This window comes from Thiomonas sp., assembly GCF_054608695.1.
Genome location: NZ_JBTRXV010000025.1, coordinates 1 through 24381, shown reverse-complemented (window position 1 = coordinate 24381; position 24381 = coordinate 1). Strand labels below are relative to the sequence as shown.

24 protein-coding genes and 1 pseudogene are annotated in these 24381 nt (G+C 64.4%); 13 read left to right on the top strand and 12 right to left on the bottom strand.

From position 1 onward, the window contains the following. Window positions 1-4 precede the first annotated feature (4 nt). From ACYCUK_RS10515 to ACYCUK_RS10500, 4 genes are all read left to right on the top strand, one after another. Window positions 5-391 (top strand): GtrA family protein, encoded by a 387-nt coding sequence (locus ACYCUK_RS10515; RefSeq protein ID WP_461594717.1) that lies wholly within the window; start codon window positions 5-7, stop codon window positions 389-391. A 94-nt stretch (window positions 392-485) separates the two neighbouring features. Beyond that, window positions 486-1217 (top strand): class I SAM-dependent methyltransferase, encoded by a 732-nt coding sequence (locus tag ACYCUK_RS10510; RefSeq protein ID WP_461594716.1) that lies wholly within the window; start codon window positions 486-488, stop codon window positions 1215-1217. Between the two features lie 35 nt (window positions 1218-1252). Then, window positions 1253-2296, top strand: coding sequence for a GDP-mannose 4,6-dehydratase (gene gmd / locus ACYCUK_RS10505; RefSeq protein ID WP_461594715.1), 1044 nt, complete (start codon window positions 1253-1255; stop codon window positions 2294-2296). 65 nt (window positions 2297-2361) lie between these two features. Next, window positions 2362-2571 carry a hypothetical protein gene (locus ACYCUK_RS10500; protein WP_461594714.1) on the top strand — a complete coding sequence of 70 codons (210 nt, stop codon included), beginning with the start codon at window positions 2362-2364 and terminating at the stop codon, window positions 2569-2571. A 50-nt stretch (window positions 2572-2621) separates the two neighbouring features. Here ACYCUK_RS10500 and ACYCUK_RS10495 read toward each other — a convergent pair whose 3' ends face one another. From ACYCUK_RS10495 to ACYCUK_RS10485, 3 genes are all read right to left on the bottom strand, one after another. Next, entirely contained in the window at window positions 2622-2903 is a 282-nt protein-coding gene (locus ACYCUK_RS10495; RefSeq protein ID WP_461594713.1) for a type II toxin-antitoxin system RelE family toxin, read from the bottom strand. Further along, window positions 2893-3141, bottom strand: a complete 249-nt coding sequence (locus tag ACYCUK_RS10490; RefSeq protein ID WP_461594712.1) for a type II toxin-antitoxin system Phd/YefM family antitoxin — start codon at window positions 3139-3141, stop codon at window positions 2893-2895. The genes ACYCUK_RS10495 and ACYCUK_RS10490 overlap by 11 nt, the downstream gene beginning before the upstream one ends. Before the next feature lie 86 nt (window positions 3142-3227). Then, window positions 3228-3347 (bottom strand): toxin-antitoxin system HicB family antitoxin, encoded by a 120-nt coding sequence (locus ACYCUK_RS10485; protein ID WP_461594711.1) that lies wholly within the window; start codon window positions 3345-3347, stop codon window positions 3228-3230. 134 nt (window positions 3348-3481) lie between these two features. Between ACYCUK_RS10485 and ACYCUK_RS10480 the strand changes: the two genes are divergently transcribed. The 5 genes from ACYCUK_RS10480 to ACYCUK_RS10460 all read left to right on the top strand — a co-directional run bounded on the left by ACYCUK_RS10480 (window position 3482) and on the right by ACYCUK_RS10460 (window position 5904). After that, window positions 3482-3733, top strand: coding sequence for a type II toxin-antitoxin system Phd/YefM family antitoxin (locus ACYCUK_RS10480; protein WP_461594710.1), 252 nt, complete (start codon window positions 3482-3484; stop codon window positions 3731-3733). Then, window positions 3724-4122 carry a type II toxin-antitoxin system VapC family toxin gene (locus ACYCUK_RS10475; protein WP_461594709.1) on the top strand — a complete coding sequence of 133 codons (399 nt, stop codon included), beginning with the start codon at window positions 3724-3726 and terminating at the stop codon, window positions 4120-4122. Before ACYCUK_RS10480 ends, ACYCUK_RS10475 begins: the two co-directional genes overlap by 10 nt. Window positions 4123-4196: 74 nt before the next feature. Further along, entirely contained in the window at window positions 4197-5087 is an 891-nt protein-coding gene (locus tag ACYCUK_RS10470) for a GDP-mannose 4,6-dehydratase (RefSeq protein WP_461594733.1), read from the top strand. Between the two features lie 134 nt (window positions 5088-5221). Further along, window positions 5222-5467 carry an antitoxin gene (locus tag ACYCUK_RS10465; protein WP_461594708.1) on the top strand — a complete coding sequence of 82 codons (246 nt, stop codon included), beginning with the start codon at window positions 5222-5224 and terminating at the stop codon, window positions 5465-5467. Continuing rightward, complete coding sequence (locus ACYCUK_RS10460; RefSeq protein ID WP_461594707.1) at window positions 5467-5904, top strand: PIN domain-containing protein; 438 nt, start codon at window positions 5467-5469, stop codon at window positions 5902-5904. The genes ACYCUK_RS10465 and ACYCUK_RS10460 overlap by 1 nt, the downstream gene beginning before the upstream one ends. A 264-nt stretch (window positions 5905-6168) precedes the next feature. Here ACYCUK_RS10460 and ACYCUK_RS10455 read toward each other — a convergent pair whose 3' ends face one another. The 6 genes from ACYCUK_RS10455 to minC all read right to left on the bottom strand — a co-directional run bounded on the left by ACYCUK_RS10455 (window position 6169) and on the right by minC (window position 14763). Beyond that, on the bottom strand, window positions 6169-7266 hold the full coding sequence (locus ACYCUK_RS10455) for a GSU2403 family nucleotidyltransferase fold protein (protein WP_461594706.1): 1098 nt from the start codon (window positions 7264-7266) through the stop codon (window positions 6169-6171). Window positions 7267-7580: 314 nt separating this feature from the next. Next, a complete protein-coding gene (locus ACYCUK_RS10450) occupies window positions 7581-11090 on the bottom strand; it encodes an SNF2-related protein (RefSeq protein WP_461594705.1) in 3510 nt (1169 codons plus the stop codon). Between the two features lie 54 nt (window positions 11091-11144). Further along, the gene (locus ACYCUK_RS10445) at window positions 11145-12383 is read right to left on the bottom strand and encodes an O-antigen ligase family protein (protein WP_461594704.1); all 1239 of its coding nucleotides are present in this window, start codon (window positions 12381-12383) and stop codon (window positions 11145-11147) included. A 446-nt stretch (window positions 12384-12829) separates the two neighbouring features. After that, window positions 12830-13081 carry a cell division topological specificity factor MinE gene (gene minE / locus ACYCUK_RS10440; RefSeq protein ID WP_112488270.1) on the bottom strand — a complete coding sequence of 84 codons (252 nt, stop codon included), beginning with the start codon at window positions 13079-13081 and terminating at the stop codon, window positions 12830-12832. 14 nt (window positions 13082-13095) lie between these two features. Beyond that, complete coding sequence (gene minD / locus ACYCUK_RS10435; RefSeq protein WP_461594703.1) at window positions 13096-13908, bottom strand: septum site-determining protein MinD; 813 nt, start codon at window positions 13906-13908, stop codon at window positions 13096-13098. Between the two features lie 48 nt (window positions 13909-13956). Beyond that, a complete protein-coding gene (gene minC, locus ACYCUK_RS10430; RefSeq protein WP_461594702.1) occupies window positions 13957-14763 on the bottom strand; it encodes a septum site-determining protein MinC in 807 nt (268 codons plus the stop codon). Between the two features lie 190 nt (window positions 14764-14953). Here minC and ACYCUK_RS10425 point away from each other — a divergent pair, with 190 nt between their 5' ends. Then, window positions 14954-16813 carry an acyl-CoA dehydrogenase family protein gene (locus tag ACYCUK_RS10425; protein WP_461594701.1) on the top strand — a complete coding sequence of 620 codons (1860 nt, stop codon included), beginning with the start codon at window positions 14954-14956 and terminating at the stop codon, window positions 16811-16813. Window positions 16814-16877: 64 nt separating this feature from the next. Here the strand turns inward: ACYCUK_RS10425 and merR are convergent, their stop codons facing one another. Further along, window positions 16878-17294, bottom strand: coding sequence for an Hg(II)-responsive transcriptional regulator (gene merR, locus ACYCUK_RS10420; RefSeq protein WP_461594700.1), 417 nt, complete (start codon window positions 17292-17294; stop codon window positions 16878-16880). Between the two features lie 69 nt (window positions 17295-17363). On the opposite strand from merR, the gene merT reads away from it, so the two are divergent. Both merT and merA read left to right on the top strand, forming a co-directional pair. After that, window positions 17364-17735, top strand: coding sequence for a mercuric ion transporter MerT (gene merT, locus ACYCUK_RS10415; RefSeq protein WP_461594699.1), 372 nt, complete (start codon window positions 17364-17366; stop codon window positions 17733-17735). A gap of 16 nt (window positions 17736-17751) precedes the next feature. Next, window positions 17752-19544 (top strand): annotated as a pseudogene (gene merA / locus ACYCUK_RS10410) (mercury(II) reductase). Between the two features lie 21 nt (window positions 19545-19565). Here merA and ACYCUK_RS10405 read toward each other — a convergent pair. Both ACYCUK_RS10405 and ACYCUK_RS10400 read right to left on the bottom strand, forming a co-directional pair. Continuing rightward, window positions 19566-20144, bottom strand: a complete 579-nt coding sequence (locus ACYCUK_RS10405) for a phosphatase PAP2 family protein (RefSeq protein ID WP_461594698.1) — start codon at window positions 20142-20144, stop codon at window positions 19566-19568. Between the two features lie 40 nt (window positions 20145-20184). Beyond that, the gene (locus ACYCUK_RS10400) at window positions 20185-20766 is read right to left on the bottom strand and encodes a DUF4337 domain-containing protein (protein ID WP_461594697.1); all 582 of its coding nucleotides are present in this window, start codon (window positions 20764-20766) and stop codon (window positions 20185-20187) included. A 248-nt stretch (window positions 20767-21014) separates the two neighbouring features. Between ACYCUK_RS10400 and ACYCUK_RS10395 the strand changes: the two genes are divergently transcribed. After that, a complete protein-coding gene (locus ACYCUK_RS10395; protein WP_461594696.1) occupies window positions 21015-24320 on the top strand; it encodes a bifunctional diguanylate cyclase/phosphodiesterase in 3306 nt (1101 codons plus the stop codon). The last annotated feature ends 61 nt before the right edge of the window (window positions 24321-24381 follow it).

Below are 24381 nucleotides of genomic sequence, written 5' to 3'. Positions count from 1 at the left end.
ACCAATGAAAATGAAAGAGATATTATTCTTTGGAATGGCGGGTAGCGCTGGTTTTGTCACTGACGTTGCAATTGTTTGGTTTCTTACGCTTCGCCAGATCAATCCACTCGCCGCACAGGCAGCTGCGTTTTCTGTCGCCGTGATCATCACTTGGTATATCAACCGTCGCTTTACGTTTAACCAGCACGCGAGCAAAAATCGCTTACATGAATTCGGAAAATATCTCGCTGCGAATATTTTCGGTGCAATTATAACAAATGGCATATATGCATTTCTCGTTATTAAAATCGCATTATTTTCCCGCAACCCTGTTTTGGCTGTTTTTGTAGGCGCGACTGCTGGTCTTCTATTTAATTTCATTTCCTTGAAATGGTTTGTTTTTCGCACATAATGAAATTTCCGAAAGGTATCAATTGGGCACTGCAGCTTTGCAATAGCACGACTTCAAAGCACTTCCGTCGCTAGATAAATTACTAGGGAACTTTATGAGTCCAGAAGCTTATCTCTCCATGGCTGATACTGAAGCCCAACATTGGTGGTTTACGGGTCGCCGTAAAATATTAGAATTCGTCATCAGAAAATTAGATTTGCCAAAAAATGCGAACATACTTGAGATAGGCTGCGGAACAGGCGGGAATCTGGAGATGCTTGCACATTTTGGAGTTGTAAGCGCATTGGAAATGGACGCAACAGCGCTCAAAATTGCAACAGAAAAATCAAAGGGGCGCTACGATATAAAACAAGGCGTCTGCCCCGATCTTTCTCAGCTTTCTTTGCAAAAATTTGATCTGATCTGTTTATTTGATGTTCTTGAACATATCGATCAGGATATTGAAACTATAGCAGAGGCCAAGAAGCTTCTAGCGGATGGCGGGAGAATTCTGATTACTGTCCCTGCCTATGCATGGCTCTGGAGTATGCACGATGAATTCTTGCATCATAAAAGGCGATATACCGCCGCAAAGCTGCGCAAAGTAGCGGATTCAACAACCCTTAGGGTTTCTTTATTAACTTACTTTAACGCCCTTTTATTTCCATTGATTGCAGTAGTTAGACTCAAAGAAAAACTATTGCACAACAATGAACCTGGTGGAACTGGCATGCCACCAAAGCCAATTAACTTTATATTAAGAATTATATTTGGCTTTGAAAGGCATTTCATTGGCAAGATCCCCATCCCATTTGGCGTGTCTTTACTTGCCATCTTTAAGAAATAAATTTATTCACTAAACATAATGGATTAGAGTTTCCCATGAACATGACAAAAACCGCCATCATCACCGGCATCACCGGCCAGGACGGGGCTTACCTCGCCGAGCTGCTGCTGGCCAAGGGCTACACCGTCTACGGCACCTACCGCCGCACCAGTTCCGTCAACTTCTGGCGCATCGAGGAGCTGGGCATCGCCCAGCATCCCCACTTGCACCTGGTCGAGTTCGACCTCACCGACCTGGGCTCGGCCATCCGCCTGCTGCAGATGAGTCAAGCCACCGAGGTCTACAACCTTGCCGCCCAGAGCTTCGTCGGCGTGAGCTTCGACCAGCCGCACACCACGGCGCAGATCACCGGCATCGGCCCCTTGAACCTGCTGGAGGCCATTCGCACCGTCAACCCCAAGATCCGCTTCTATCAGGCCAGCACCTCGGAGATGTTTGGCAAGGTGCAGGCCATTCCGCAGGCGGAAGACACTCCCTTCTATCCCCGCAGCCCTTACGGCGTGGCCAAGCTCTATGCCCACTGGATGACGGTGAACTATCGCGAGAGCTACGGCATCTTCGGCGCCAGCGGCATTCTGTTCAACCATGAGAGCCCGCTGCGCGGGCGCGAGTTCGTCACCCGCAAGATCACCGACAGCCTGGCCAAGATCAAGCTGGGCAAGCTGGAGGTGCTGGAGCTGGGCAATCTGGACGCCAAGCGCGACTGGGGCTATGCCAAGGACTATGTCGACGGCATGTGGCGCATGCTGCAAGCCGATGAGCCTGACACCTATGTGCTGGCCACCAACAGGACGCAGACGGTGCGCGACTTCGTCAGCCTGGCGGCCAAGGCTGCGGGCATCGCACTGCAGTGGCATGGCCAGGCCGAGCAGGAGCGCGGCCTTGACACCGCCACGGGCAAAGCCATCGTCACCATCAACCCCAAGTTCTACCGCCCGGCGGAGGTGGAACTGCTCATCGGCAACCCGGCCAAGGCCAAGGCCAAGCTGGGCTGGGAGCCGAGCACCACGCTGGAGCAGCTTTGCGCCATGATGGTGGAGGCGGACTTGCGCAGGAATGCGGCGGGGGCGTCGTTTTGAACCAGGCCTGGATGCCTAGAACGGGTGGCGTATTCTTGACTGGAAGATGATTGCGAGGGTTGACCATGCTACAAACGATCGAGGTTGAAATCGACATGCAGGGGCGCATGCGCCGTGTGGGCGGCGGGCCTCTGCCTGCAGGCCGCGCCTTGTTCACCCTGCTGACGCCTCCGGCCAATGAGGCCGCCTTGTTTTCAGAAGCAGTCTTGGCCGAAGACTGGCTCAAACCCGAAGAGGATGCAGCATGGGCTCACTTGCAGCCGGTCGGGTCGTAGTGTTACCGGGCGGCCGACGCGGATACCCCCAGCATGACCCCAAGCGCGCCTTACCGCCGGTCGGCAGTCCTGTAAATGGTGCTGTTTTCCAGCTTACCGATTGCAACCACGACGACGACCAGCTCGGCATCGCGCACTTCATAGACCAGCCGATACCCAATGCCGCGCAGTTTGATCTTGTAGCGGTCGGGGTGTCCCGCCAATTTTGCCGACGGCACGCGGGGCGATTCAAGCCTTTCAGCCAGCTTGCGCTTGAACTGGTCGCGCACGCTGGCGTCGAGCTTGCGCCACTCTTTCAGCGCGGCATCAATAAACCCAAGCTCAAAGCGCATCAAGCGCTACCCGGATAACGGGCTGATTCTTGCGTTCGTCGGCCAACTGGTTCAGTTCCAAGTCCTCAAGCCGCTCCATCAAATCAACATAGGCGGCGGCAGGGATGCAATAAAAGGCGGGTTCATTGCGGTTCAGGATGGCAACAGGGCCGCCGTCACCAGCGGCAACGGTGCCCATCGGATTCTTTCTCAATTCGGACACGCTGGCCGTGGTCTGCGCAAGGATGCTGGATGTCATGTCAAGACCTATTAAAAGTATGATTAAAAGTACCCATTATAGCACCCTGAACAGGGCCTCGAGAGCTGCGGCAAGTGTTCTCAGGGTCAGCCATGATGCATCGCATCGGCCAGTGCCGCCACCACGCAGGTATTGAGTGGCACGCCCTCTTGCCGAGCGCGTGCCACCAGGCGTGCATGCCGGCTGCGCGGCAACCGCGCCAGCACGCGCCCCGATTCGCCGCCAGACTCCGGGGCCGGGATGATGTCACCGGCTTCTCTCAGCGTCTGCCGAGTGCTCCAGCAACCTGGCCAGCTTGCGGTATAGTCTGGCCAGATTGGAGTTGCGATTGGAGTGACCCATGCAAGTCAATATCCTGGAATGCAAGAATCATCTGTCGCAACTCGTCCGACGCGCGCAGCAGGGCGAGGAAGTCATCATTGCGCATCGCGGAGTGCCGGCGGTCAAGTTGGTACCTGTGGGGGCTATACCCGAAACGGCACAACGTGATGTGCTGTCTTGGCTCCGGCGCAACCCGCTGCCGGTGCCATTGCGCCGCTCAGCTCAAGAGATCGACGACGCCATTGGGCAGGAGCGCCAAGGGTGGGATTGATTTACCTCGACGCCTGCCTGCTGATCTATGCCTTCGAGGATCACCCGCTCTGGGGCGCTCGCGTACGGGAGGCACTGGCTCGGGAATCTGCCGACCGGTATGCCATTTCCCCACTGGTGAAGTTTGAATGCCTGGTTGCACCCATGCGTACGGGTAATGTGGCGCTGCAGCGCTACTACGAGGAAGGTTTTGCCCAGTTTGCGTTGCTACCCATGCCGGACGAAGTGTTCGTGCAGGGTGCCATGCTTCGTGCCCGTTTTGGGCTGAAAACCCCGGATGCCCTGCATCTGGCGACTGCGCTCACGCACCGCTGTGATGCCTTGTGGACAGCGGATATGCGCTTGCAGCAGGCTGCCCACGGCCTGGCGGTGAATATTCTGGCCGGGTGAGCGAGCGGTGGCCCTTCGCATTGCGGCCACGCCTGGGCTTGCATGTCATGCGGGATCAAGCGGAGAAAAAATTGATTCAAACTGTTCTCATCACCGGACTGCGCAGCTTCACCGGCCATTACCTGGGTGCGGCCCTGCGCGCACGCGGCGCCCGCGTGGTGGGCCTGGTGCAAGGCATACCCCAGGGCGCGGATGAAATAGCCTGCGACCTGACCGACGCCCAAGCTGTGCGTGCGGCCGTCGCCCAGGTGCGGCCCACGCATGTGGTGCATCTGGCGGCGCTTTCCTTCGTGGGGCATGCCGATGCGCGGGCGTTCTACGACGTCAACCTGTTTGGCACCCTCAACCTGTTGGAAGCCTTGGCGGGGCTGGGTGCGCCGCCGAACAAGGTGCTGATTGCCAGCTCGGCCAATGTGTACGGCACGCCGGGGGTGGAAGTCATCAGCGAGGCGGTGTGCCCCGCCCCGGTGAACCACTATGCCTGCAGCAAGCTGGCCATGGAGCACATGGTGCGGACCTGGATGGACCGCCTGCCCATCGTCATGACGCGGCCGTTCAACTACACGGGGGTGGGACAGGACGAGAAGTTCCTGATTCCGAAGATCGTCAGCCACTTCAAGCGGCGTGCGCCCGTCGTCGAACTGGGCAACCTGGACGTAGCGCGGGACTTTTCCGATGTGCGCGATGTGGTGGACGCTTATACGGCCCTGCTCGACGGCCCGGTGCAGGGCGAGGTGTTCAACATTTGCAGCGGCAAGGCCGTGGCGCTGCGCGAGGTCATTGCCGCGATGAATGCGCTCGCGGGCTATGCCATCGAGGTGCGTGTGAATCCGGCTTTTGTGCGCGCCAATGAAATTCCAGTTTTGCGCGGCTCTCACGAAAAACTGACGCAAGCCACAGGTTTTGCTCCGCGTTTTGCGCTGAACGACACGCTGTACTGGATGCTGAACAGCGACCCCGTGTAGCCGTCAGGCGTACACATTGTTTGACTTCATGGCTGGGTTTGATGCGACCAAGGTCTATGCCCCGCATGCCCCACCAAGTTTGACGTCACTCGGTTTTTGGCATATCTTTTTGCCATGTATTGCATGGGGGCCCTATGGAAACGGCAAAAGTGTTCTGGTCTGGTCGGTCGCAAGCGGTGCGTTTGCCCAAGGCCTTTCGGTTCGAAGGTGACGTGGTGCGTATACGGCGGCATGGCGCGGCGGTGATTCTTGAGCCCGTCCCGACTGACTGGGCTTGGCTTGATGCGCTTGCTGGTACCTTGGATGCCGACTTCGTGCAGGCGGTTGCGGCACAACCTGCACCGCAGGAGCGGCAAGAGTTGACTCCACTCTTCCCCTGATGCGCTTCCTGCTCGACTCCAACGCCGTCATTGCGTTGCTGAACCATCCGACTGGCCCGGTCTCGCAACGTGTTCGGCAGTATCGGCCAGTGGACATCGGTTTGCCGTCCATCGTGATGCACGAGTTGTATTTCGGTGCCTTCAAGAGCCAGCGGACCGAGAGGAATTTAGCCATCGTCGATGGCTTGCGTTTTGAGGTGGTTCCGTTCGATCAGGACGATGCACGTCGGGCCGGAGAGATTCGGGCGGCACTGGCGGCGCAAGGAACACCCATCGGCGGGTATGACGTCCTGATCGCAGGCCAGGCCAGTGCCCGCGGCTTGACTCTGGTATCTCGCAATTTGCGTGAGTTTGCACGCGTGGAAAGTCTCCAGGTCGAGAACTGGGAAGCCACCCCACGCGGTGTGCCCCCGCAGTTGGCAGCACACCCAGTATGAACTCTCCCGCCGCTAAACGCATGGCGTTGTAACGGGGTTTCGCGGGTCAATGACTTCGACTTATTCCGTTGCCTTGGCAATTATATAGATTCTATGTGTCATATTTACTTTTTGAGTGAACATGTGACATATCTAGTCGCTAGCCGCCTCATTTACGTCTACAACATAGTCGACGGTATCGATTCTACGGCCGGAGAAGATAAATCGGCTCTTCGTGAGGTGGCGCCACATCTTTTGCCAGCGACGGTCTATAACCATGCAGTTTTATGATGAGGTGGCGCTTGGATATGAGTCGGGTTGGGTTGGCGCTGCTGCATCGTCGAATAGCCACGCACAGTGCGTCCGGACCCAAATCTCGATGGATTTCATTTCAGGCGCTGAAAGCGTCTTGCAAATAGCCTTGGCCAAATGCCGTCCATCCATCGATTTTTTGACCCGTCGAAGAGCCTGGCTCGCATCGTCTTGATTTTGAGTCGACAAAACCTTGAACAGCGCGGCCGCTTGGTGTAAATCCTTTTTACGCTTGGCGGCAAAAGCTGCCGGACGCATCGCGGCTACTGCCAGCTTGTGCCACATGAAGCGCGCCGGCTCTGGCACGTTCACAAGCGCACCATAGGGTGCCAAGGCAGCAGCTTGTTGGGTGGCATTGACGAGATAGTCAAGAAATGGCAGCGGCTGGGCATGAATGCCGGAGGGCAGCTTGATCGGCGTGTCCTCGTCGATGCGGCCTGGTGTCAGAAAGTCGATATGAAAATCCTGGCCTCTGACCTTGAGTGACACCTCGGCATGGCGTCGGTTGAGTTGCGGTACGGCAAAAAGCTTGGGTTCCCACGCAAACAGATCCTGCTCGATGTCCATTTGCGTGACAGCAAGGCTGTACCGCGAAAAGGAAAGATCCAAGTCATTCGTTAGCACAGCCGGGTGCTCGCGATAACCGAGCATGTTGAGGATGACACCATAAGCCGGGGTTCCGATCATCACGCATCCGGATCGAAAGACGCCGATACGCTCCAGCACTTGCAGAGCGCCAGCGGCTGCTCTGGTGGGTGCAATGTAGCCTGACTGAACAAGTGCCTTGACCAAAGCCATCCGCTGAACGGCCTCAGCCCGTGCGTCTTCGTCTTCGAGCCGGGCGAGAGTCCGTTGCACGGTGGTGTCAGCCGCTGCCCCGATGTAATGCTGGACCTGGATGCCCCTGGGGTCGGTGTACTGTGCATACCAGTAGGTCGCACCATGAATGATTTTTGAGACGGCGCGGACGTCTCCGGTTGCAGCAAATCCGTCGCCAGGATAGGGGGACGACTGGCAGATTTGCAGCAACTGGGCGTAGAGCGTCTGGATCGCAAGGGGATGTTCGCGCATGGCTGATCTTTATACTTGAAAACCGTATAGTTAAGTATAAATGAGGACCGCCAGCGCATCGGTCAACATTGACTCGGCGCGAACAAACAGGATAAGGCTGCAGTATGGGACAACTCATGCGTAGCACCGTAAGAATCCCCCGTCTTCGCGCCAGTGAGGATGTCAAAGCCATGCAGGTTGTGGCGGCCGCAGCCATAGCGATGGGCGAGGTCTTCGGGGTAGGTGTCTTGAACATGTGCTTTCACGTTGTTGGGGTCAGCTTGCGTGGCATGCTGCTTCGGTTCAGGCACCCGTCGAGTTCGGGCAATGCCCGTTCAGCCCAAGGTAAAGAGCTCCTTGAGTTCTGCGTTCCCAAGCTGGCCGATCCAGCGCTCACCCGTGCCGACCGTCAGATCCGCCAGTTCGCGCTTGCTCTGGATCATGGCATTGATACGCTCTTCGAACGTCGCCCGGGTGATCAGGCGGTGCACCTGCACATTGCGCTGCTGCCCGATGCGATAAGCCCGATCCGTGGCCTGGGTTTCTACCGCAGGGTTCCACCACAGATCAAAATGAATCACGTTCGAGGCCGCTGTCAGGTTCAGGCCCGTGCCGCCGGCCTTGAGCGAGAGCAGGAAGACACGCTCGGTGCAATCGTTCTGAAACCGCTCCACCAGGGTGTCGCGCCTGGCGCGGGCCACGCCTCCATGCAGGTACAGCGGCTCGCGGCCATGGCGGTCCTTGAGCCACCGGCGCAGGATGGCGCCCATCTCCCGGAACTGGGTGAACACCAAGACCTTCTCGTGGCTGGCGTGGATGGCGTCGACGAGTTCCAGGAAGCGCTCGGCCTTGCCTGAGAGGCTCGAGTCCGTAGAGCCCTGCTTGAGGTATTGGGCCGGATGGTTGCAGATTTGCTTCAAGGCCAGAATCATCTGCAGCACCAGTCCCTGGCGCTTGAAGGTGTCGGACTCGCCGGCAATCACCCGCAGTCCTTCCTTGACCACCGATGCATACAAGGCGGCCTGGGTTTTGGACAAGGCGCAGTACTGATCCTGTTCGATCTTGGCCGGCAGGTCCTGGATGATGCGTGAATCGGACTTCAGGCGCCGCAGCAGAAAAGGGGCCGTGACCCGTTTGAAACGCCCCAGAACAAGCTGATCGCGATGCGTCTGGATCGGCACTCCGTACTCTTTCGTGAAATGCGCCAGCGTTCCCAGATAGCCACGACAGGCAAAGTCCATGATGCTCCAGTACTCCGACAGTCGGTTCTCCACCGGGGTGCCGCTCATGGCGATGAAGGTCCGCGCTGCAATGGCCTTCACCGCCTTGGTCTGGGCAGCCGCCGGGTTCTTGATGTTCTGCGCCTCGTCCACCACCAACAGATGCCAGGCCATGGCCTTGAGCGTGGCCGTCTCGGCGCGCACGACGCCATAGGTTGTGAGCAAGACATCTGGACGGTCTGCTTTGAGTTCCCGCTTGGCCCCATGGAACACAGCCACCGTCAGCTCAGGCGCAAACCGGGAGATTTCCTTCTGCCAGTTGGTGAGCAGGCTGGTGGGCATCACCACCAGTACCTTGGCGGCCTCCAGGGCTCCTTCATCCTTGAGACGCTGCAGCGTGGTGATGACTTGCAGAGTCTTACCCAGGCCCATATCGTCGGCTAGCACACTGCCCAGACCAGCCCGGGCGTTGCGGTACAGCCAAGCATAGCCTCGTTCTTGATACGGACGCAGGGTGGCGTGGATGGAAGCGGGCAAGGCGACATCGCCAGCGTCGAGCAAGGTCCGGATGATCCCTTGCGCCTCGGCATCCAGTCCCAGGGTGGCGCCGGCGTACTCACCCGCGAGTGCTGCGCGCAGCAATTCCGCGCCGGTGGGCCTGGGCGGTTTGGCGAGTTGTGCGCGCAGACGCTCCATGGCGTCGGGGTCAAGCACAACATACTGCCCCTTGAAGCGGATCATGCCCGCGGCGCTGCCGACCAACCTGTCGAACTCGTGGTGGGTGAGTTGATGCTCCCCCACCGCAACGGTCCAGTCGAACTTGAAGAGATCGTCCATGCCGAAGAAGCTGTTGCCCGCCTGGGTTTTGCCGCTCACGCGCATCGACAAACGCGGCCGCAGCACTTGGTCCAGCGCCTTGGGGAGCAGAGCACGCATGCCCAGCAGCCGAATGATGGGCAGGGTGTCGAACAAGAAGGACGGCAGATCCGATGCCGCCAGTTCGAGTGGAGTCTTGGCGCCGCTGCGGACATAGGTATTGAGCGGCGGAAAGAACTCCGCCAGCATCGCCACCGTTTGCAGCACGGCGTAACGCTCCTGGGTCCAGTCCGGATGCTGGAGCACCGTGGCCAGTGGCACCGGCTCCTGCATCACAGCCGATACAGACTCAATGGCCACCGACAGGGTCAGATCGGCTGCTTTGCGCGAGGCTTCCTGCAGAACGAGCAGGGGAGCGTGGCGCCTTTGAGCCAGATGCAAACGCGAGAGCCAGGACTGGATGCTGCCGGGGATGGCGCTTTCGCCAGGGCCGTCGAGGTGCGCGCGTCCCGTGGCGAAGAACAAGGACCGGATCGCATCCATCGATTGGGGCGGCTCGACCCAGGCCTTCACGTACAGGTCGAGCATGAGGCTGCACAAGGTGATCGCCTGGGTCAGAGGGGTGAGCGTGAGCTTGCGCCGCCCTTGACGAAACGCCAGCAGACCCTCGGGCAGTCTGGTGGCGATCTGCTGCAGCAGTTGACGCACCAACGGGTCGAGTTGCGCGGGGACCCAGCGTAAGCACGTGGAGCCGTCACTCCGTGTGAAGACCTCCGGGATCACCGCCCCGCGTGCCAGCAGATGCAAGGCGAACAGGCGCAATTCGAACAAGGCTGCGACCTCCGCTTGCAGGTCAGGAAGTCGCTCCGGGTTCAGACTTCCCAGAGCTTGCAATAAACCATCCCAACCGGAGACGGCATCCAGCCCCTTGAGTGTCGGGGTGTAGGAGGCATCCAGTTCGAGGCGAGGCCGGTCCGGTGGCAGCAACGGGCTTGCCGATGCGGCGTCGGCATCGGGCATCGCGGTCAAGGCACGCTGTGCCGTTTTGGCCACCTGGCGCATGGCGCGCTGCATCTCTTCCCGAAAATCCCCAGGCGCCGAAAAAGCAGGCTGCGCGGGCAGCACCCGAAGCAGCGAATCGGTCAGATCGGGCAGGGCCGAGAAGTCCAGGGGGGCGAGCGGGTCGATCGTGTCAGCCTCGTCCACCAGCCTGGAGTGCGCGTCGGGTGGATCCTGCAGCAGCAGGAGATCGGCAACCGAAGGCAGAGTGACGGCCGCTTGCGCATCGATGTGGATGCCGCGGGCTTTGAGGGCGCCCACCAGATCCACGCCGCGCAGCGCAAACACCCGAAACGGGTCGCCATCGATGTCCCGGCTCAGAATGTAGATCACCGCCGCCAGATGTTTGCAGGGTACGGCCCAGTCGGGGCAGGAGCAGTGCATGTCCAGGTCTTGCCAGCGTGTGGGAAACACGGCGATTCCCAAACTGTGTGCCAGTTCAAGCACGGCGGGGTCGAGCTCCCGGTTCAGCAAGCGGGCGATCAAAGCCGGATTGTCTGCGACGCCGTCCAGCAGTCGTGCGGCGTCGGCTTGGGCAAGAGGTGGGACACTCAGACTGATGGCGTAAGGTCGCGGGCGACTTCCTTGAACCTGGGCGTGGATCTCACCACCATTGACCACGAGATGCTTGACGGCTCCTTTGTTGGCGTAGGTGCGCCCACGTGGCAGTCGGTTGTCATAGTCAATGTGGGTCAGTGCCTGCAGCCATTGCCGCCCCCACCAGGTCAAGCCATAGGTTGGTCGCGCCATCGGTGAGCTTGAACGTGATTGATCGGAAAAACGTGGAAAGAGTGGCCTGGCGGGTCAAACAGCAATTCCTTCAGCTTGTTTCCGCACCTGATGCGCCACCGCCGCGAGCAGCAAGCCCAGCATCACCACGAAAAACCGCCCTTCGTTCACATCCAGCAGCAGGGAGTTGAACAGGCTGCCCACGGCGATGGTGACGATCACGCCTTGCAGGGCGTCGCGCTCGATGACGGGCAGCTTCAGGCCGTCGCGCCATGCGGCAATGCCCATGCCAAGCAGGAGCGCGAGGCCAATGACGCCGAGCTGCACCGTGGTGCTGAGGTATTCGTTGTGGGGGTTGACGGCGTCCAGCGTGTTGGTTCCAGCCACGAGCTTGGCGTACTCCTCGTGCAGGCTGCCGGTGCCGGTGCCGAGGATGGGGTGCTGCGCGATGAGTCGCAGGCTGTTGCGCCAGAACTGCAGGCGCAAACCGAGTGAATTGGCGTCCAGATTGCCCTCTCGGGTGCGCTCGAACTGCTTGTACTGCTGGATGTTGCTCACGGCCTGCTCCAGCCGCAGCTTGGCCACCGGAAAGGCCGTGAACGCCACCCCAGCCAGCACGACGGCGGCCACGCTGCCGATCACGAGCCCGCGCAACCTGAAGCGCTGCCAGGCCAGCAGCACGATGAGGGCGAACACGACGACATAGCCGGTGCGGGCGATGTTGATGTAGAGCAGGTCGAATGCCATCCACGCCGCCACGAGCACCCACAGCCAGCGCCAGCGGCCAGGCTCGAACGCCTTGCGGGCGAAGAAGTAGGCGGCGAAGGCCATGATGGTGCCGAAGTGGATATGGCCTTGCACCACGGACTCATGCAAGCGCGTGGGCACCCAGTTGAAGAACCGGGCATACGACAGGGCCGTGGCGATGACCGCGCCCAGCAGAAAAGCGTTGATGGCGCGGCGGCGCCAGCGTGGGTCCATCAGCGCCATGATCAGCACCGGCACGAGCAGCAGCTTGGCGTACTTGCCCATGAAGTTGCTCACCCCATGCCCGGTGCCGGCGCTGTAGGTGGTGCCGATGACGAACATCAGCAGCAGGGCCGTGGCCCACATGGCCGTGGGCACGGCACGCCAGCGTTGAAACTGCACGCCCCAGCGCCCGCTGAGCAGCCAGGCGAGCAGCAGCAGGACGGTGGCGACGGACCCCAGCGCGGTGGGCAGGGGCAGCGTGAAGGCCATGAGCACGGCCGCAAGATCGACCAGGCGCCAATTGCTGGTGGCGAGTGTGGGTTGTGCGGGTGGTTGTTGGGTCATGGGGTGATCGCGGTGGGCTCAGGCCATTGTTTGCCGGCTCTGGCGATGGTCAGCGTTGGCAGCAGGCCCGAAGCGGGGTGCGAAGCTCCCCCTCCCAGCCTCCCCCACGAGTGGGGGAGGAGAGAACGGCGCTGCGCGAACTGGAGAGATGCCCCACCCAGCCTCCCCCACCCGTGGGGGAGGAGAGAACGGCGCTGCGCGAACTGGAGAGATGCCCCTCCCAGCCTCCCCCACCCGTGGGGGAGGAGAGAACGGCGCTGCGCGGGCTTGAGGGATGCCCCTCCCGGCCTCCCCTGTCCCCTCCATGGCCGAGGAGGGGCCTGCTCCCTCCCCATGCATGGGGAGGGGTGGGGAAGGGTTCGAACCGTCACACATTGGGGAAGCATCACCCATGTGCAAGAGTTCAAGGCCCGCAGCACTTCGGCCCCACGCACGGCAACGGCACATCACCCCTGCTGAATCTCGATTTTCACTTCCAGCACTTCCAGCGAATCCTGGCGTTCGAGCTTGACCTGGATGTCGTTCTGGTTGATTTTGACGTACTTGGAAATGACGGCGACGAGGTCGCGCTGCAGCGCCGGCAGGTAGTCGGCCGGCGCGCCCGAGACGCGCTCGTGGGCGAGGATGATCTGCAGCCGCTCCTTGGCGATGGACGCCGTTTTCTTCTTTTCGCCGAGCAGGAAAGACAGGATGGACATGGCGCTGTCTCCCATCAACGGCCGAACAGGCGCTTGATGAACCCGGGCTTCTGGTAGTCGGTGAAGCGCATGGGGCGCTCTTCGCCGAGGAATCGGGCGATCACGTCCTGGTAGGCGCTGGCCACGTCGCTGTTGTCCAGATGGATGGCCGGCAGGCCCTGGTTGGAGGCCTGCAGCACGCTTTCGCTTTCGGGCACGACGCCGATGAGTTTGAGCCGCAGGATGTCCTGGATGTCTTCAATCGACAGCATCTCGCCTTCGGCCACGCGCTTGGCGTTGTAGCGGGTGATGAGCAGGTGCTCGCGGATGGGTTCGGCGCCGTCGATGGCGCGCTTGGTCTTGGAGCCGAGGATGCCGAGGATGCGGTCCGAGTCGCGCACCGACGAGACTTCCGGGTTGGTGACGATCAGCGCCTCGTCGGCGAAGTGCATGGCCAGCAGCGCGCCGCTCTCGATGCCCGCCGGGCTGTCGCACACGATGTAGGTGAAGCCCATCGCGTCCAGATCCTTGAGCACCTTCTCCACGCCTTCCTTCGTCAGCGCGTCCTTGTCGCGGGTTTGCGAGGCGGGCAGCACGAACAGGTTGTCGCACTGCTTGTCCTTGATCAGCGCCTGGTTGAGGTTGGCCTCGCCCTGGATGACGTTGATGAAGTCGTACACCACGCGGCGCTCGCAGCCCATGATGAGGTCGAGGTTGCGCAGGCCGACGTCGAAGTCGATCACGGCGGTCTTGTGGCCGCGCAGGGCCAGGCCGGTGGCGAAGGAGGCGCTGGTGGTGGTCTTGCCGACCCCGCCTTTGCCGGATGTGACGACGATGATTCTGGCCATGGTTGCTGGGTGTTGGTGGTTGAAGATTGGGGGGCGGGGGCGGCGGGATTACTTCAGTTTCAGCGCTTCGATGCGCAAGGCGTTGCCGTCCAGCAGCACATGCGCCGGCTTGCCCTTGATGCTGTCGGGCAGCGTCTGGTCGGCGGTGCGGTAAACCCCGGCGATGGCCACCAGCTCGGGCTCGAAGCAGGTGCTGAAAATGCGGGCGCCCTCGGCGCCGTGGGCGCCCGCCAGGGCGCGGCCGCGCAGCGGGGCATACACATGAATATTGCCGCCGGCAATGATCTCGGCGCCGTGGCTCACCACGTCGAGCACGATCAAGTCGCCCGGGGTGTACACGCGCTGGCCCGAGCGCAATGGCTTGTCGATCAGCAGGGTGGCGTGGGCGGGCTCGGCATGGGCCTGCGGCTGTGCTGCGCCCGCTGTGGCGGCAGGCTGCGCGGACGGTGGCGCGGTGCCGGGGGCGGCCGAGCCTGGCTGGGGGGCAGCCCGCGAGCTGTCGGCAGCTTCTGTGGTATCGGCAGCGGGCGGCTTGCGTGGCGCGGCGTGGGTGTCCAGCCGGGGCAGGGCGGCAACGGCCCAGTCGGCCTGCGCGTCGTTGGCCACCACGCCAATCGGGCGCAGGCGCAACCCGGTGAGCCAGGTGGCCAGGGCGTTCACGTCCAGGCGGGCGTCGTCGTCCAGCCGGCGCAGGTCCAGCACCACGGCATCGCCGGCGAAAAACTCGGGCGCGGCGTCGAAGCGCTGCTGCAGTGCGGCCTGCAGCGCCGCCATGTCGGCGGTTTTCAGCGCCAGGTGCAGCGCGTCCACCGCTCCGGCGCGCAAGTCGAACAGGCTGGATTTGCGCGTGCTCATGGCTGGCCGCGCCGGGCGCGGGGCAAAGGGCGGAACGGGTGGGCGCAGTGCGACATCGCGGGCATCGAGACGGGCGTCCTTGAAGACAGATGGGCAAAGGCTGCATGGTACTTGCACGAGCCGACGCAATTCGCCTATAACGCAGGGAGAAACTGCATGCTGACCCACGAACGACGAGACTGGAGACACGATGAACTGGACTACTCACGAAGTCGGCAATATGGTGGAGCCGCTGGCCGACTACAACCGCTACGCCACCGACCCCGCGCTGCGCGAGGGCGCACAGCGCGAAGGCGCGGCCTGGGCCGATGCCGCGCTGCTCGCCGTGGGCGCGGAGCTGGGCCGTGCCACGTTGCAGGAGCAGGCGCGCCTGGCCAACGTCTACGGTCCGGTGCTGCGCGACTTCGACCCGCAAGGCCGGCGCATCGACGCGGTGGACTTTCACCCCGCCTGGCACAGCCTCATGGGCGGCATTTTCCAGCGCGGCTTCCACAGCGCCGCCTGGGCCGAGCCGCGCCCCGGGGCGCATGTGGCGCGCGCGGCGGGCTATCTCATGCAGGGCCAGGTGGAGGCCGGCACGCTGTGCCCGACGACGATGACCTTTGCGTCCATTCCCATCCTGCGGCGCGAGCCGGCCCTCTGGGCGCAGCTCGAGCCCCACCTGTTCAGCCGCGAGTACGACCCCGCCGATGCGCCGCTGGCCGCCAAGCGCGGCATGTTGGTCGGCATGGGTCTGACCGAGAAGCAGGGCGGCTCCGACCTGCGCACCAACACCACGCTGGCGCGGCCGCTGGGCGCGGGCGGGCGTGGCGCGGAGTACGCCCTGGTCGGCCACAAATGGTTTTTCTCGGCGCCGCAGTCGGATGCCCATCTGGTGCTGGCGCGCGATGCCAGCGACGCCCTGAGTTGTTTCTACGTGCCGCGCTGGCGGCTCGATGCCACGCGCAATGCGGTGCGCGCGCAGCGCCTGAAAGACAAGCTGGGCAACCGCTCCAATGCCAGCGCCGAAGTCGAGTTCCAGGACGCCTGGGGCCTGCTGGTGGGCGAGCCCGGGCGCGGCATTCCCATCCTCCTGGAAATGGCCACCTACACCCGGCTCGACAACGTGCTGGGCAGCACGGCGCTGCTGCGCGCCGCCCTGGTGCAGGCCATGCACCACGCGCGCCAGCGCAGCGCCTTCGGCAAACACCTGGCCGAGCAGCCCTTGATGCAGGCCGTGCTGGCCGACCTGGCGCTGGAAACCGAAGCCGCCACCACACTGGCCCTGCGCCTCGCCGCGGCGTTTGACCGCGAGGAAAATGCCCCTCGGGAGGCGCTGGCTGCAGAGCCGCAGCCTGGGGGCCAACATGAGGAAGCGCACGGCCGCCCGAAACTTCCTCATCCCCCTCGGGGGGCGGCTGCTGCGGAGCAGCGGCCTGGGGGCCAACATGAGGAAGCGCACGGCCGCCCGAAACTTCCTCATCCCCCTCGGGGGTCGGCTGCTGCGGAGCAGCGGCCTGGGGGCCCTGTCCAACTGGAAGCCGCCATGCGCCGCATCCTCACCCCTGCGGCCAAGCTCTGGGTGTGCAAGCGCGCCATCGAGGCCGTGGGCGAGTGCATGGAGGTGCTGGGTGGCAGCGGCTATGTGGAAGAGCAGCCGCTGGCGCGCATGCTGCGCGAGGCGCCGGTCAATTCCATCTGGGAAGGCTCGGGCAATGTCATGGCGCTGGACCTGCTGCGCGCCCTGCAGCGCGAGCCGCAGGCGGCGCAGGCGCTGCAGGATTGGCTGGCCGACGCCTGCCAGGGCGACGCCGCGCTGACCCGCGCCCTGGCGGCGTTGGATGCGCTGCGCATCGAGGCGCAGCGCAACCCGGCGCAGGCCCGCGCCCTGGCGCAAGACCTGGTGCTGCTGGTGCAGGCCGTGCTGCTGTGCCAGCACGCGCCCACGTTCGTGGCCGACGCGTTCATCGCCAGCCGCCTGGGCTGCGCACGCGGCGGCCGCATCTTCGGCGTGCTGCCGCAGGGGGTGGACATGCTGGCGATCGTCAAGCGCGCGTGGGCAGGGGAGTAAGCAGGGCTTGACCCGCAGCATCGACGGGAAGCCGCTGAGCGGCCAGACCCGGGGCGCCTGCGGCTCACCCCGCTTGCAAGGACTCGATCAGCGGGCAGGTGATGCTGCCGCCGTGGTTGGCGCAGCGTGCCACCAGCGTGCCGAGTGCCGACTCGATGCGCCGCAGATCGGCGAGTTTTTCGCGCACGTCGGCAAGCTTGGCTTCGGCCAGGTGGCGGGCGTCGTCGCAATGCGTGCCGTCTTGCAGGCGCAGCAAATCGGCCACCTGGTCGAGCGAAAATCCCAGGCGCTGCGCGCTTTTGATGAAGCGCAGGCGCACCAGGTCCTTGGTGCCGTAGCGGCGGATGCTGCCGTAGCTTTTGTCCGGCGTGCCGAGCAGTCCACGGCGCTGGTAAAAGCGCACGGTTTCCACGTTCACCGCACCGGCGGCGGCCAGTTGTCCAATGCTCAAGCCTGCCTCAGATGTAAAAATTTGTGTCATTGCTTGTGTCCGTACTTAAGTACGGCGCCACACTACCACCCTTGACGCATTCATACAAGGAGACCGATGGTGAACACGGACGTGAACCCCGCCCCGCAAGCCCCCCAGGGCAAGGTGGCGCTGCTCGCCGGCGGCCTGGCGGCCATTCTGGCGTCGAGCTGCTGCCTCGGACCGTTGATTCTGGTGTCGCTCGGCGTCAGCGGTGCCTGGATCGGCAACCTCACGCTGCTCGAACCGTATCGGCCGTACTTCCTGGGCGCCGCGCTCGTCGCGCTGGCGTTGGCGTACCGGCGCATGTTCCGGCCCGCCACCGCGTGCAAGCCTGGCGATGTTTGCGCCCTGCCGGGTGTGCGCGTGACCTACAAGGTCGTGTTCTGGGTGGTGGTGGTGTTGATCGCCATCGCCTTCGCTTTCCCGTATGTCGCCCCATTCTTTTACTGAACCCAAGGAGTCTCCCATGCGCAAAATCCTGTTCGCTCTCGCCTTGTGTGTTTTCGCGCTGCCGGCGTGGGCCGCCACAGAAACCGCCCAGCTCTCGGTGCCCGGCATGACCTGTGCGGTATGCCCGATCACGGTGAAAAAAGCGCTGGACGACGTGCCCGGCGTGAGCCATGTGAGCGTCGATTTCCCCGCCAAGACGGCTCAGGTGCAGTTCGACGACAGCAAGACCCAGGTCGCCGCTCTGCTCAAGGCGGTGGCCGACGCCGGCTATCCGAGCAAGGTGGTCAAGGTCGTGCGCTGATGAACGCGCCCGAGAAGCTTTCCCCCGCGCTGCGCGACTGCTGCGCCACCGATACCAGCAAAACACCGGCCGTCGCGACACCGGGCCACGGGCTGCCCGCGAGCGCTGAAAGCGGCTTGCACGTGGCCGTGATCGGCAGCGGCTCGGCCGCCATGGCCGCGGCCACCCGCCTGGCCGAGGCGGGCGCGCGCGTCACCATGATCGAGCGCGGCACGCTGGGCGGCACCTGCGTCAACGTGGGTTGCGTGCCGTCCAAGATTTTCATCCGCGCCGCGCACGTCGCGCACACCCGCAAGACGAGCCCGTTCGACGCCGGCATCGCACCCTGCGCGCCGGTCATCGAGCGCGCCGCGCTGCTGGCGCAACAGCAGGCGCGGGTGGATGCGCTGCGGGCCGCCAAATACGACAACGTGGTCGCGCGCCACGCCGCGATACGCCGCGTGCAGGGGCAGGCGAGCTTCGCCGGGCCCGCGGCGCTGCGCGTGCGCCTGGCCGCGGGCGGGGAGGAGACGGTGACGTTCGACCGCTGCCTGATCGCCACTGGGGCGAGACCCGCCAGACCCGATCTCCCCGGGCTTGCCGGCACGCCGTACTGGACCTCCACCGAGGCGCTGCAGGCCGATGCCGTGCCGCCGCGCCTGCTGGTGCTCGGCGCCTCGGTCGTCGCGCTCGAACTGGCGCAGGCCTACGCCCGCCTGGGCAGCCGGGTGACGGTTGTTGCGCGCAGCAGCTTGCTCTCGCGCGAAGACCCGCTGATCGGCACGATGCTTGCCGACATCCTGCGCGGCGAGGGCATGCAGGTGCTGTTGCAAACCGCCAGCCACGCCGTGGACTACGCGGGGGGCCGCTTCACCCTGCGCACCAGCGCCGGCCCGCACGAAGCCGAGGCGCTGCTCGTCGCCACGGGGCGCGCGGCCAACACCGACGCGCTGAGCCTGCAAGCCGCAGGCGTGCAGGCGGACGCGGCTGGGCAGATCGTCGTCGGCGCCGACCTGCGCACCAGCGCCGCGGGCATTTACGCCGCGGGCGACTGCACCGCGCTGCCGCAATACGTCTACGTGGCCGCGGCGAGCGGCTCGCGCGCCGCGGCCAACATGCTCGGCGGCCAGGCGCGCCTGGACCTCGCGGCCATGCCCGCGGTGGTGTTCACCGACCCGCAGGTCGCCACCGTCGGCATGACCGAAACGCAGGCGCGCGCCGCCGGGCTGGCCGTGGACACCCGCGTGCTCGCGCTCGAACAGGTGCCGCGCGCGCTGGCGAATTTCGACACCCGAGGCTTCGTCAAGCTGGTGGCCGAGGTCGGCAGCGGCAGGCTGCTCGGCGCCCAGATCGTTGCCGATGGGGCGGGAGAGATGATCCAGGCTGCGGCGCTGGCCCTGCGCGCAGGCATGTCCGTGCACGACCTGGCCGACGCCCTGTTCCCCTATCTCACGATGGTCGAGGGCCTCAAGCTCGCCGCCCAGACCTTCACCCGCGACGTCACGCAGCTTTCCTGCTGCGCGGCCTGAGCGCGTCGCTCAACGCTTTGCTCAACGCTTCGCCCGCGCATACCCCAGCAGTCGCAGCGCCTGCGCCGCCAGCCACGCCGAGAGCAGGCCGATGAGGGCGCCGCCCAGCACGTCGGCCGGGAAATGCGCGCCCACCGCCATGCGCGACCACCCCACCCAGAGCGCGAACAGCACCAGCAAGGCCTTGAGCACCCAGTGCGCGCCGGGCAATAGGCTGGCCATCAGCACGAAGGCAAAGGCCGTGTGGCCGGAGGGAAAGCTGTGCACGTACTCGGCACGGCCGAGGATGTGCACCGCCGCCGCGCCCAGCGCCTTGGGCGGGCGGGGAAAGTCGAGCCAGGGCTTGATGCCGGAGACGATGGCCCAGTCGATCAGATAGGCCACCAGGAACACCAGCACCGCCTGCACGGCGATCCAGTTCGGCCGCTTCAGCGCCAGCGCCAGCAGCACGGCGGCGTAGACGGGGTAGAGCATGTGGTCCCCGGCGGCCGTGCCCCATAGCGCGAGGTGGTCCCACAGCCAGCCGCCGGCGGCGTGGTTGATGGCGAGGAACAGCGCGTGGTTGAGCCCGCCCCAGGCATACCACCAGGGGCCGCTCATCGCTCGGCCTTCCGCGCCAGCGGGCCATGCCAACGCGCCGTCATGCCGCCACCCAGCCCAGCGCCGTCACCCACAAGCCAACGCCGATCAGGGCGCTGAGCATGGCGACGCCGAACAGCCAGCGGCGCCCGGTGAGCGCGGTGATCGAGGCCAGCGAAATGGCGATCTGCAGAAAGATCAGACTGCGCGCCATGCCGGTGTGCGGGCGGTTGAGGCGATCGGATTCCTCGTTGGCTTTGTTCGACGCCGCTTCCAGCGCGTCGGCCCGGGCCTTGATCTCGGTTTTCTGGCCCTGGTATTTGGTGATCTTGGCCGCAATCCCGGCCTGCTTGTCGGCCGGCGCCAGGTCGTGCGCCAGTTCCATCAAGTGCTGCTTGGTGCTCACGGCCTGGTAGTAATTCCATTCATCGGTGGCGTGGGTTTTTTTCAGCACCGCCTCGTTTTTGTACAGCAGCACCTCGTTCATCAGGTGGCTGCCCTGGTAGCTGACGATGGCCCCGAGCGCGGCCAGCAGCGCGGTGAAGATGGCGACCCATTGGTTCAGCGTGTGATTTTTGCCTTCGCTCGCGTGATGCACCGCCTCTTCATGCGGGGCGTGGGCGTGGACTCCGGATTCGCTCATGGGGCTTTCTCGCTGGATGGTGCGGAACGGCGCAGGGCCGCGATGCGCCGAAGTTTAAGGCGACGCTGAATCAGTTCTCGTGATGCGATGCGCACGAGGGACTTGTTCCGTGTTGCCCAGGCCCGCCCCCGCATGTCCGGGGATTTGCAAGCCTGTGCGGGCACGCTCTAATCGTCGGCATCGTTCAGCCATCTCACCCCCTCGAGCGAGTCATCGATTCAGCCACAGACCTCCATGCCGCCGCACGCATGGGCTCACACTTGCACAGCCGCCTCAGGCGGCTTTGGCTGGGCGTTGCCGTGTGCGCGGCGCTGTTCATGGCGTGGAACGCCTGGCGCGCCTGGCAAGACATCCGCAACCAGAGCCAGGAGCGCCTGCGCGCCTTCGCCGCCGAATACGCCATCGAATGGCGCTCCACGCTGCGTGCGCGCGAAGACGCCATGCAGCGCCTCGGCCGGCGCCTGCTGGTGCGGCCCGAGTCGGCGCAGCAGCTCGACACCTACCTCCTTGAACGGCCCGGCGTCGAAGGCGTCGCCCTGGCGGATGCCCAAGGCCGCTACGTCGCCCGCAGTGGCGCACTGCCACCGCCACCACTGCAAGACGCCCAACTGACGCCACCCACCCGCGCGGCCTACGCCGCCTGCCTGCGCGACAAGACCTTCTGCCTCGGCCCGCCCATTCCCGACAAGCGTGCCGCCGGCAGCTGGATGGCGCTGGAATACCTGCCGCTTTCGGCCGTGCCCGGCGGCACGCAGGTGCCGTCTCCCGGGGGTGCCGGGCGAACGTTGGCCGGCAGGGCGTTCCCTCAGGAATGGCTGGTGCTGGCGCAGGCCTCGGTGTTTCCGCGCGCGCTCGGTTTGCTGCAGGCGCCGGGCGAGGGCATGGCCTTCGTCGTGCTGCGCAACGACGGCCTGCTGCAACTGCGCTTTCCGCCGCCTCCGCACCTGCCTTACGGGCAACCGCAACGCGGCATCATGCTCGAAGCCATCCGAGGCCAACCGCAAGCCACTTCCGGCATGTTCTCGGGTGTGGCCAGCAGCGTGAACCGGCATCTCGTCGGCGCCTATGTTCGCGTGCCCGACTACCCCTTTGTCATCGGCGCCGACCTGCCCACGCGCAGCCTGCTGCAGCGCTGGGCCGGGCAGTTGAGCGGCACCCTGCTGCTGTTTCTCGGGCTGTTTGCAGCCGGTTCCTGGTTGTTCGCCAGCGCCCTGCGCCAGCTCGGCCGCACCGAGCGCGGCCGCGAGCAGGCCCTGGACGGGCTGCGGCGCCAGCGCGACGAGCTGGACGTGACGCTCTCCTCCATTGGCGACGCCGTCATCGCCACCGACGCGCGGGGCCGCATCAGCCGCATGAACCCGGAGGCGGTGCGCCTCACCGGCTGGCCGGCATCCGAGGCCCTGGGCCAGCCCATCGAACAGGTGTTTCGCATCGCGGTGGAAGGCGAGGATCCGCCCGCGCCCTGCCCGGTGGCGCGCGCCCTGGCGACCGGCCGCGTGGTGGCGCTGGCCAACCATACCGAGTTGCGCACCCGCGACGGCCGGGTGCTGGCGATCGAAGACTCGGCCGCGCCGATCACCCAGCATGATGGCGAAGCACGCGGCGCCGTGCTGGTGTTCCACGACGTGAGCGACCGGCGCGAGCGCCAGCGGCGCAACGAGCGCCTGAAAAGCCTGTACGCGGCGCTGGCGGAGTTGGGCGAAATCGTGCAGCAGCACGCGCGCCAGGGCGACGAGCTGGCGTTGTTTCGCGCCGCCTGCGAGGCGCTGGCCGCATCCAGTCTGTTCAACGCCGCGTGGATCGGCCGCCCGGATGCCGCCGGGGTGTTCCAGGTGCTGGCCAGTGCCGGCAACGGCTCGCACGGTCTGGGGCAAATCGAGATGCGCCTCGACGACCCGCAACCCGCGCTCGCGGTGCGCGCCTGGCTGGCCGGCGAGCTGCAGGTGCACAACGATTTTCCGGCCGACCCCATCAACCTGCCGCGGCGCGACTTCGTCGTTGCCCACCGCTGGCACAGCATCGCCGCCGTGCCGCTGCTGCGCGCCGGGCGGCCCGAAGTCATTCTGGTCGTGACCTCGCCCGCGCGCGGCCTGTTCCAGGACGATGTGCGCGAACTCATCGCCCGCATCGCCCGCCTGCTCGACCACGCGCTCGACGAAATGGCCAGCCACCGCGCGCTGCAGCAGGTGCGCCAGCGCGAGCAGTGGCTGGCGCTGCACGACACGCTCACCCACCTGCCCAACCGCAACATGCTGGAGAGCGCCCTGCAGCAGGCCATCGCACGCGCCGATGCCAACGGCACCCTGCTGGCCCTGGCCTATCTCGACCTCGACGGCTTCAAGTCCATCAACGACGTGTACGGCCATCTGGTCGGCGACCAGGTGCTGCGCGGCGTGGCGGAGCGCCTCAAGACCCAGCTTCCCGCCGGCGCCCTGGCCCTGCGCATGGGCGGCGACGAGTTCGTCATCATCCTCGAAGGCAGCAAGGAGCTGGCCGAGCTCGAACCCGTCTGTCTGAGCTTTCTCGAACACCTGCGCGGACCCATGCAGGTCGGCAATCCGCCGCTCAGCCTGCAGGTGGATACCAGTTGCGGCATCACCATCTACCCCTACGACCGCGAAACCCCGGACACCCTGCTGCGCCACGCCGACATGGCGCTGTACGCCCACAAGAGCCGGCGCGGGCCGCAGCGCAGTGCCTACCGGCTGTACGACCCGGCCATGGCCAGCGCCTCGTTCAGCACGCCCGACCGCCGTGCCGAGCTGCGCCGCAAGATCGACACCGGCGACCTGGTGCTGCACTACCAGCCCGTGCTCGACCGCGCCAGCGGCCGCATCCACCATGTCGAAGCGCTCGCCCGCCTGCGCCAGGACAGCGACCTGCTGCAGCCCGACGCCTTCCTGCGCGAACTCGGGCCCATGGAACTCACCCTGCTGGGCACACGCGTGTTGCAGCAAGCCCTGGCCGACCTTGCCGCCTGGGTGCGCCAGGGGCTGCACATCGGGGTTTCCGTCAACGTCGCGCCGCAGGAACTGCTGGCCGCGGATTTTTCAGCGCAGGTGCTGGCTGAAATCGCGCGCCACCCCGAGCTCGAGCCCGGCATGCTCAGCCTGGAAATTCTGGAAACCGAAGAGGTGCTGGGCGAGAACGTCGTGCTGGCGCAGCTCAGCGCCCTGCGCGCCGAGGGCGTGCGCATCGGCATGGACGACGTGGGCTCCGCCTACGCCTCGCTCTTGCGCCTGAAAACCCTGCCGGTGGACTTGCTCAAGATCGACCAGGCCTTCGTGCGCGACCTGCCCGTTCACCCGCGCGACCGGCTGTTTCTCGACGCCATCCTCGCCCTCGGCCATGCCCTGGGCATGCGCACGGTGATCGAAGGCGTGGAAACCCAGGCCCATCTCGACCTGCTGTGGCAAAGCTCGGCCGACGGCCTGCAGGGCTTCGCCATCTCGCCCCCCATGCGGCCCGAGGACATCCCCGCCTTCGTCACCAGCTTCCGCATGCCGCCGCGCATCGCCCGGGACGGCCCTGCGTTTCAACAACGGCTCTGCTGAGCTTCATTCGTAGCGCAAAGCCTCGGCCGGCTGCACTTTCGAGGCGCGCCAGCTCGGGTAG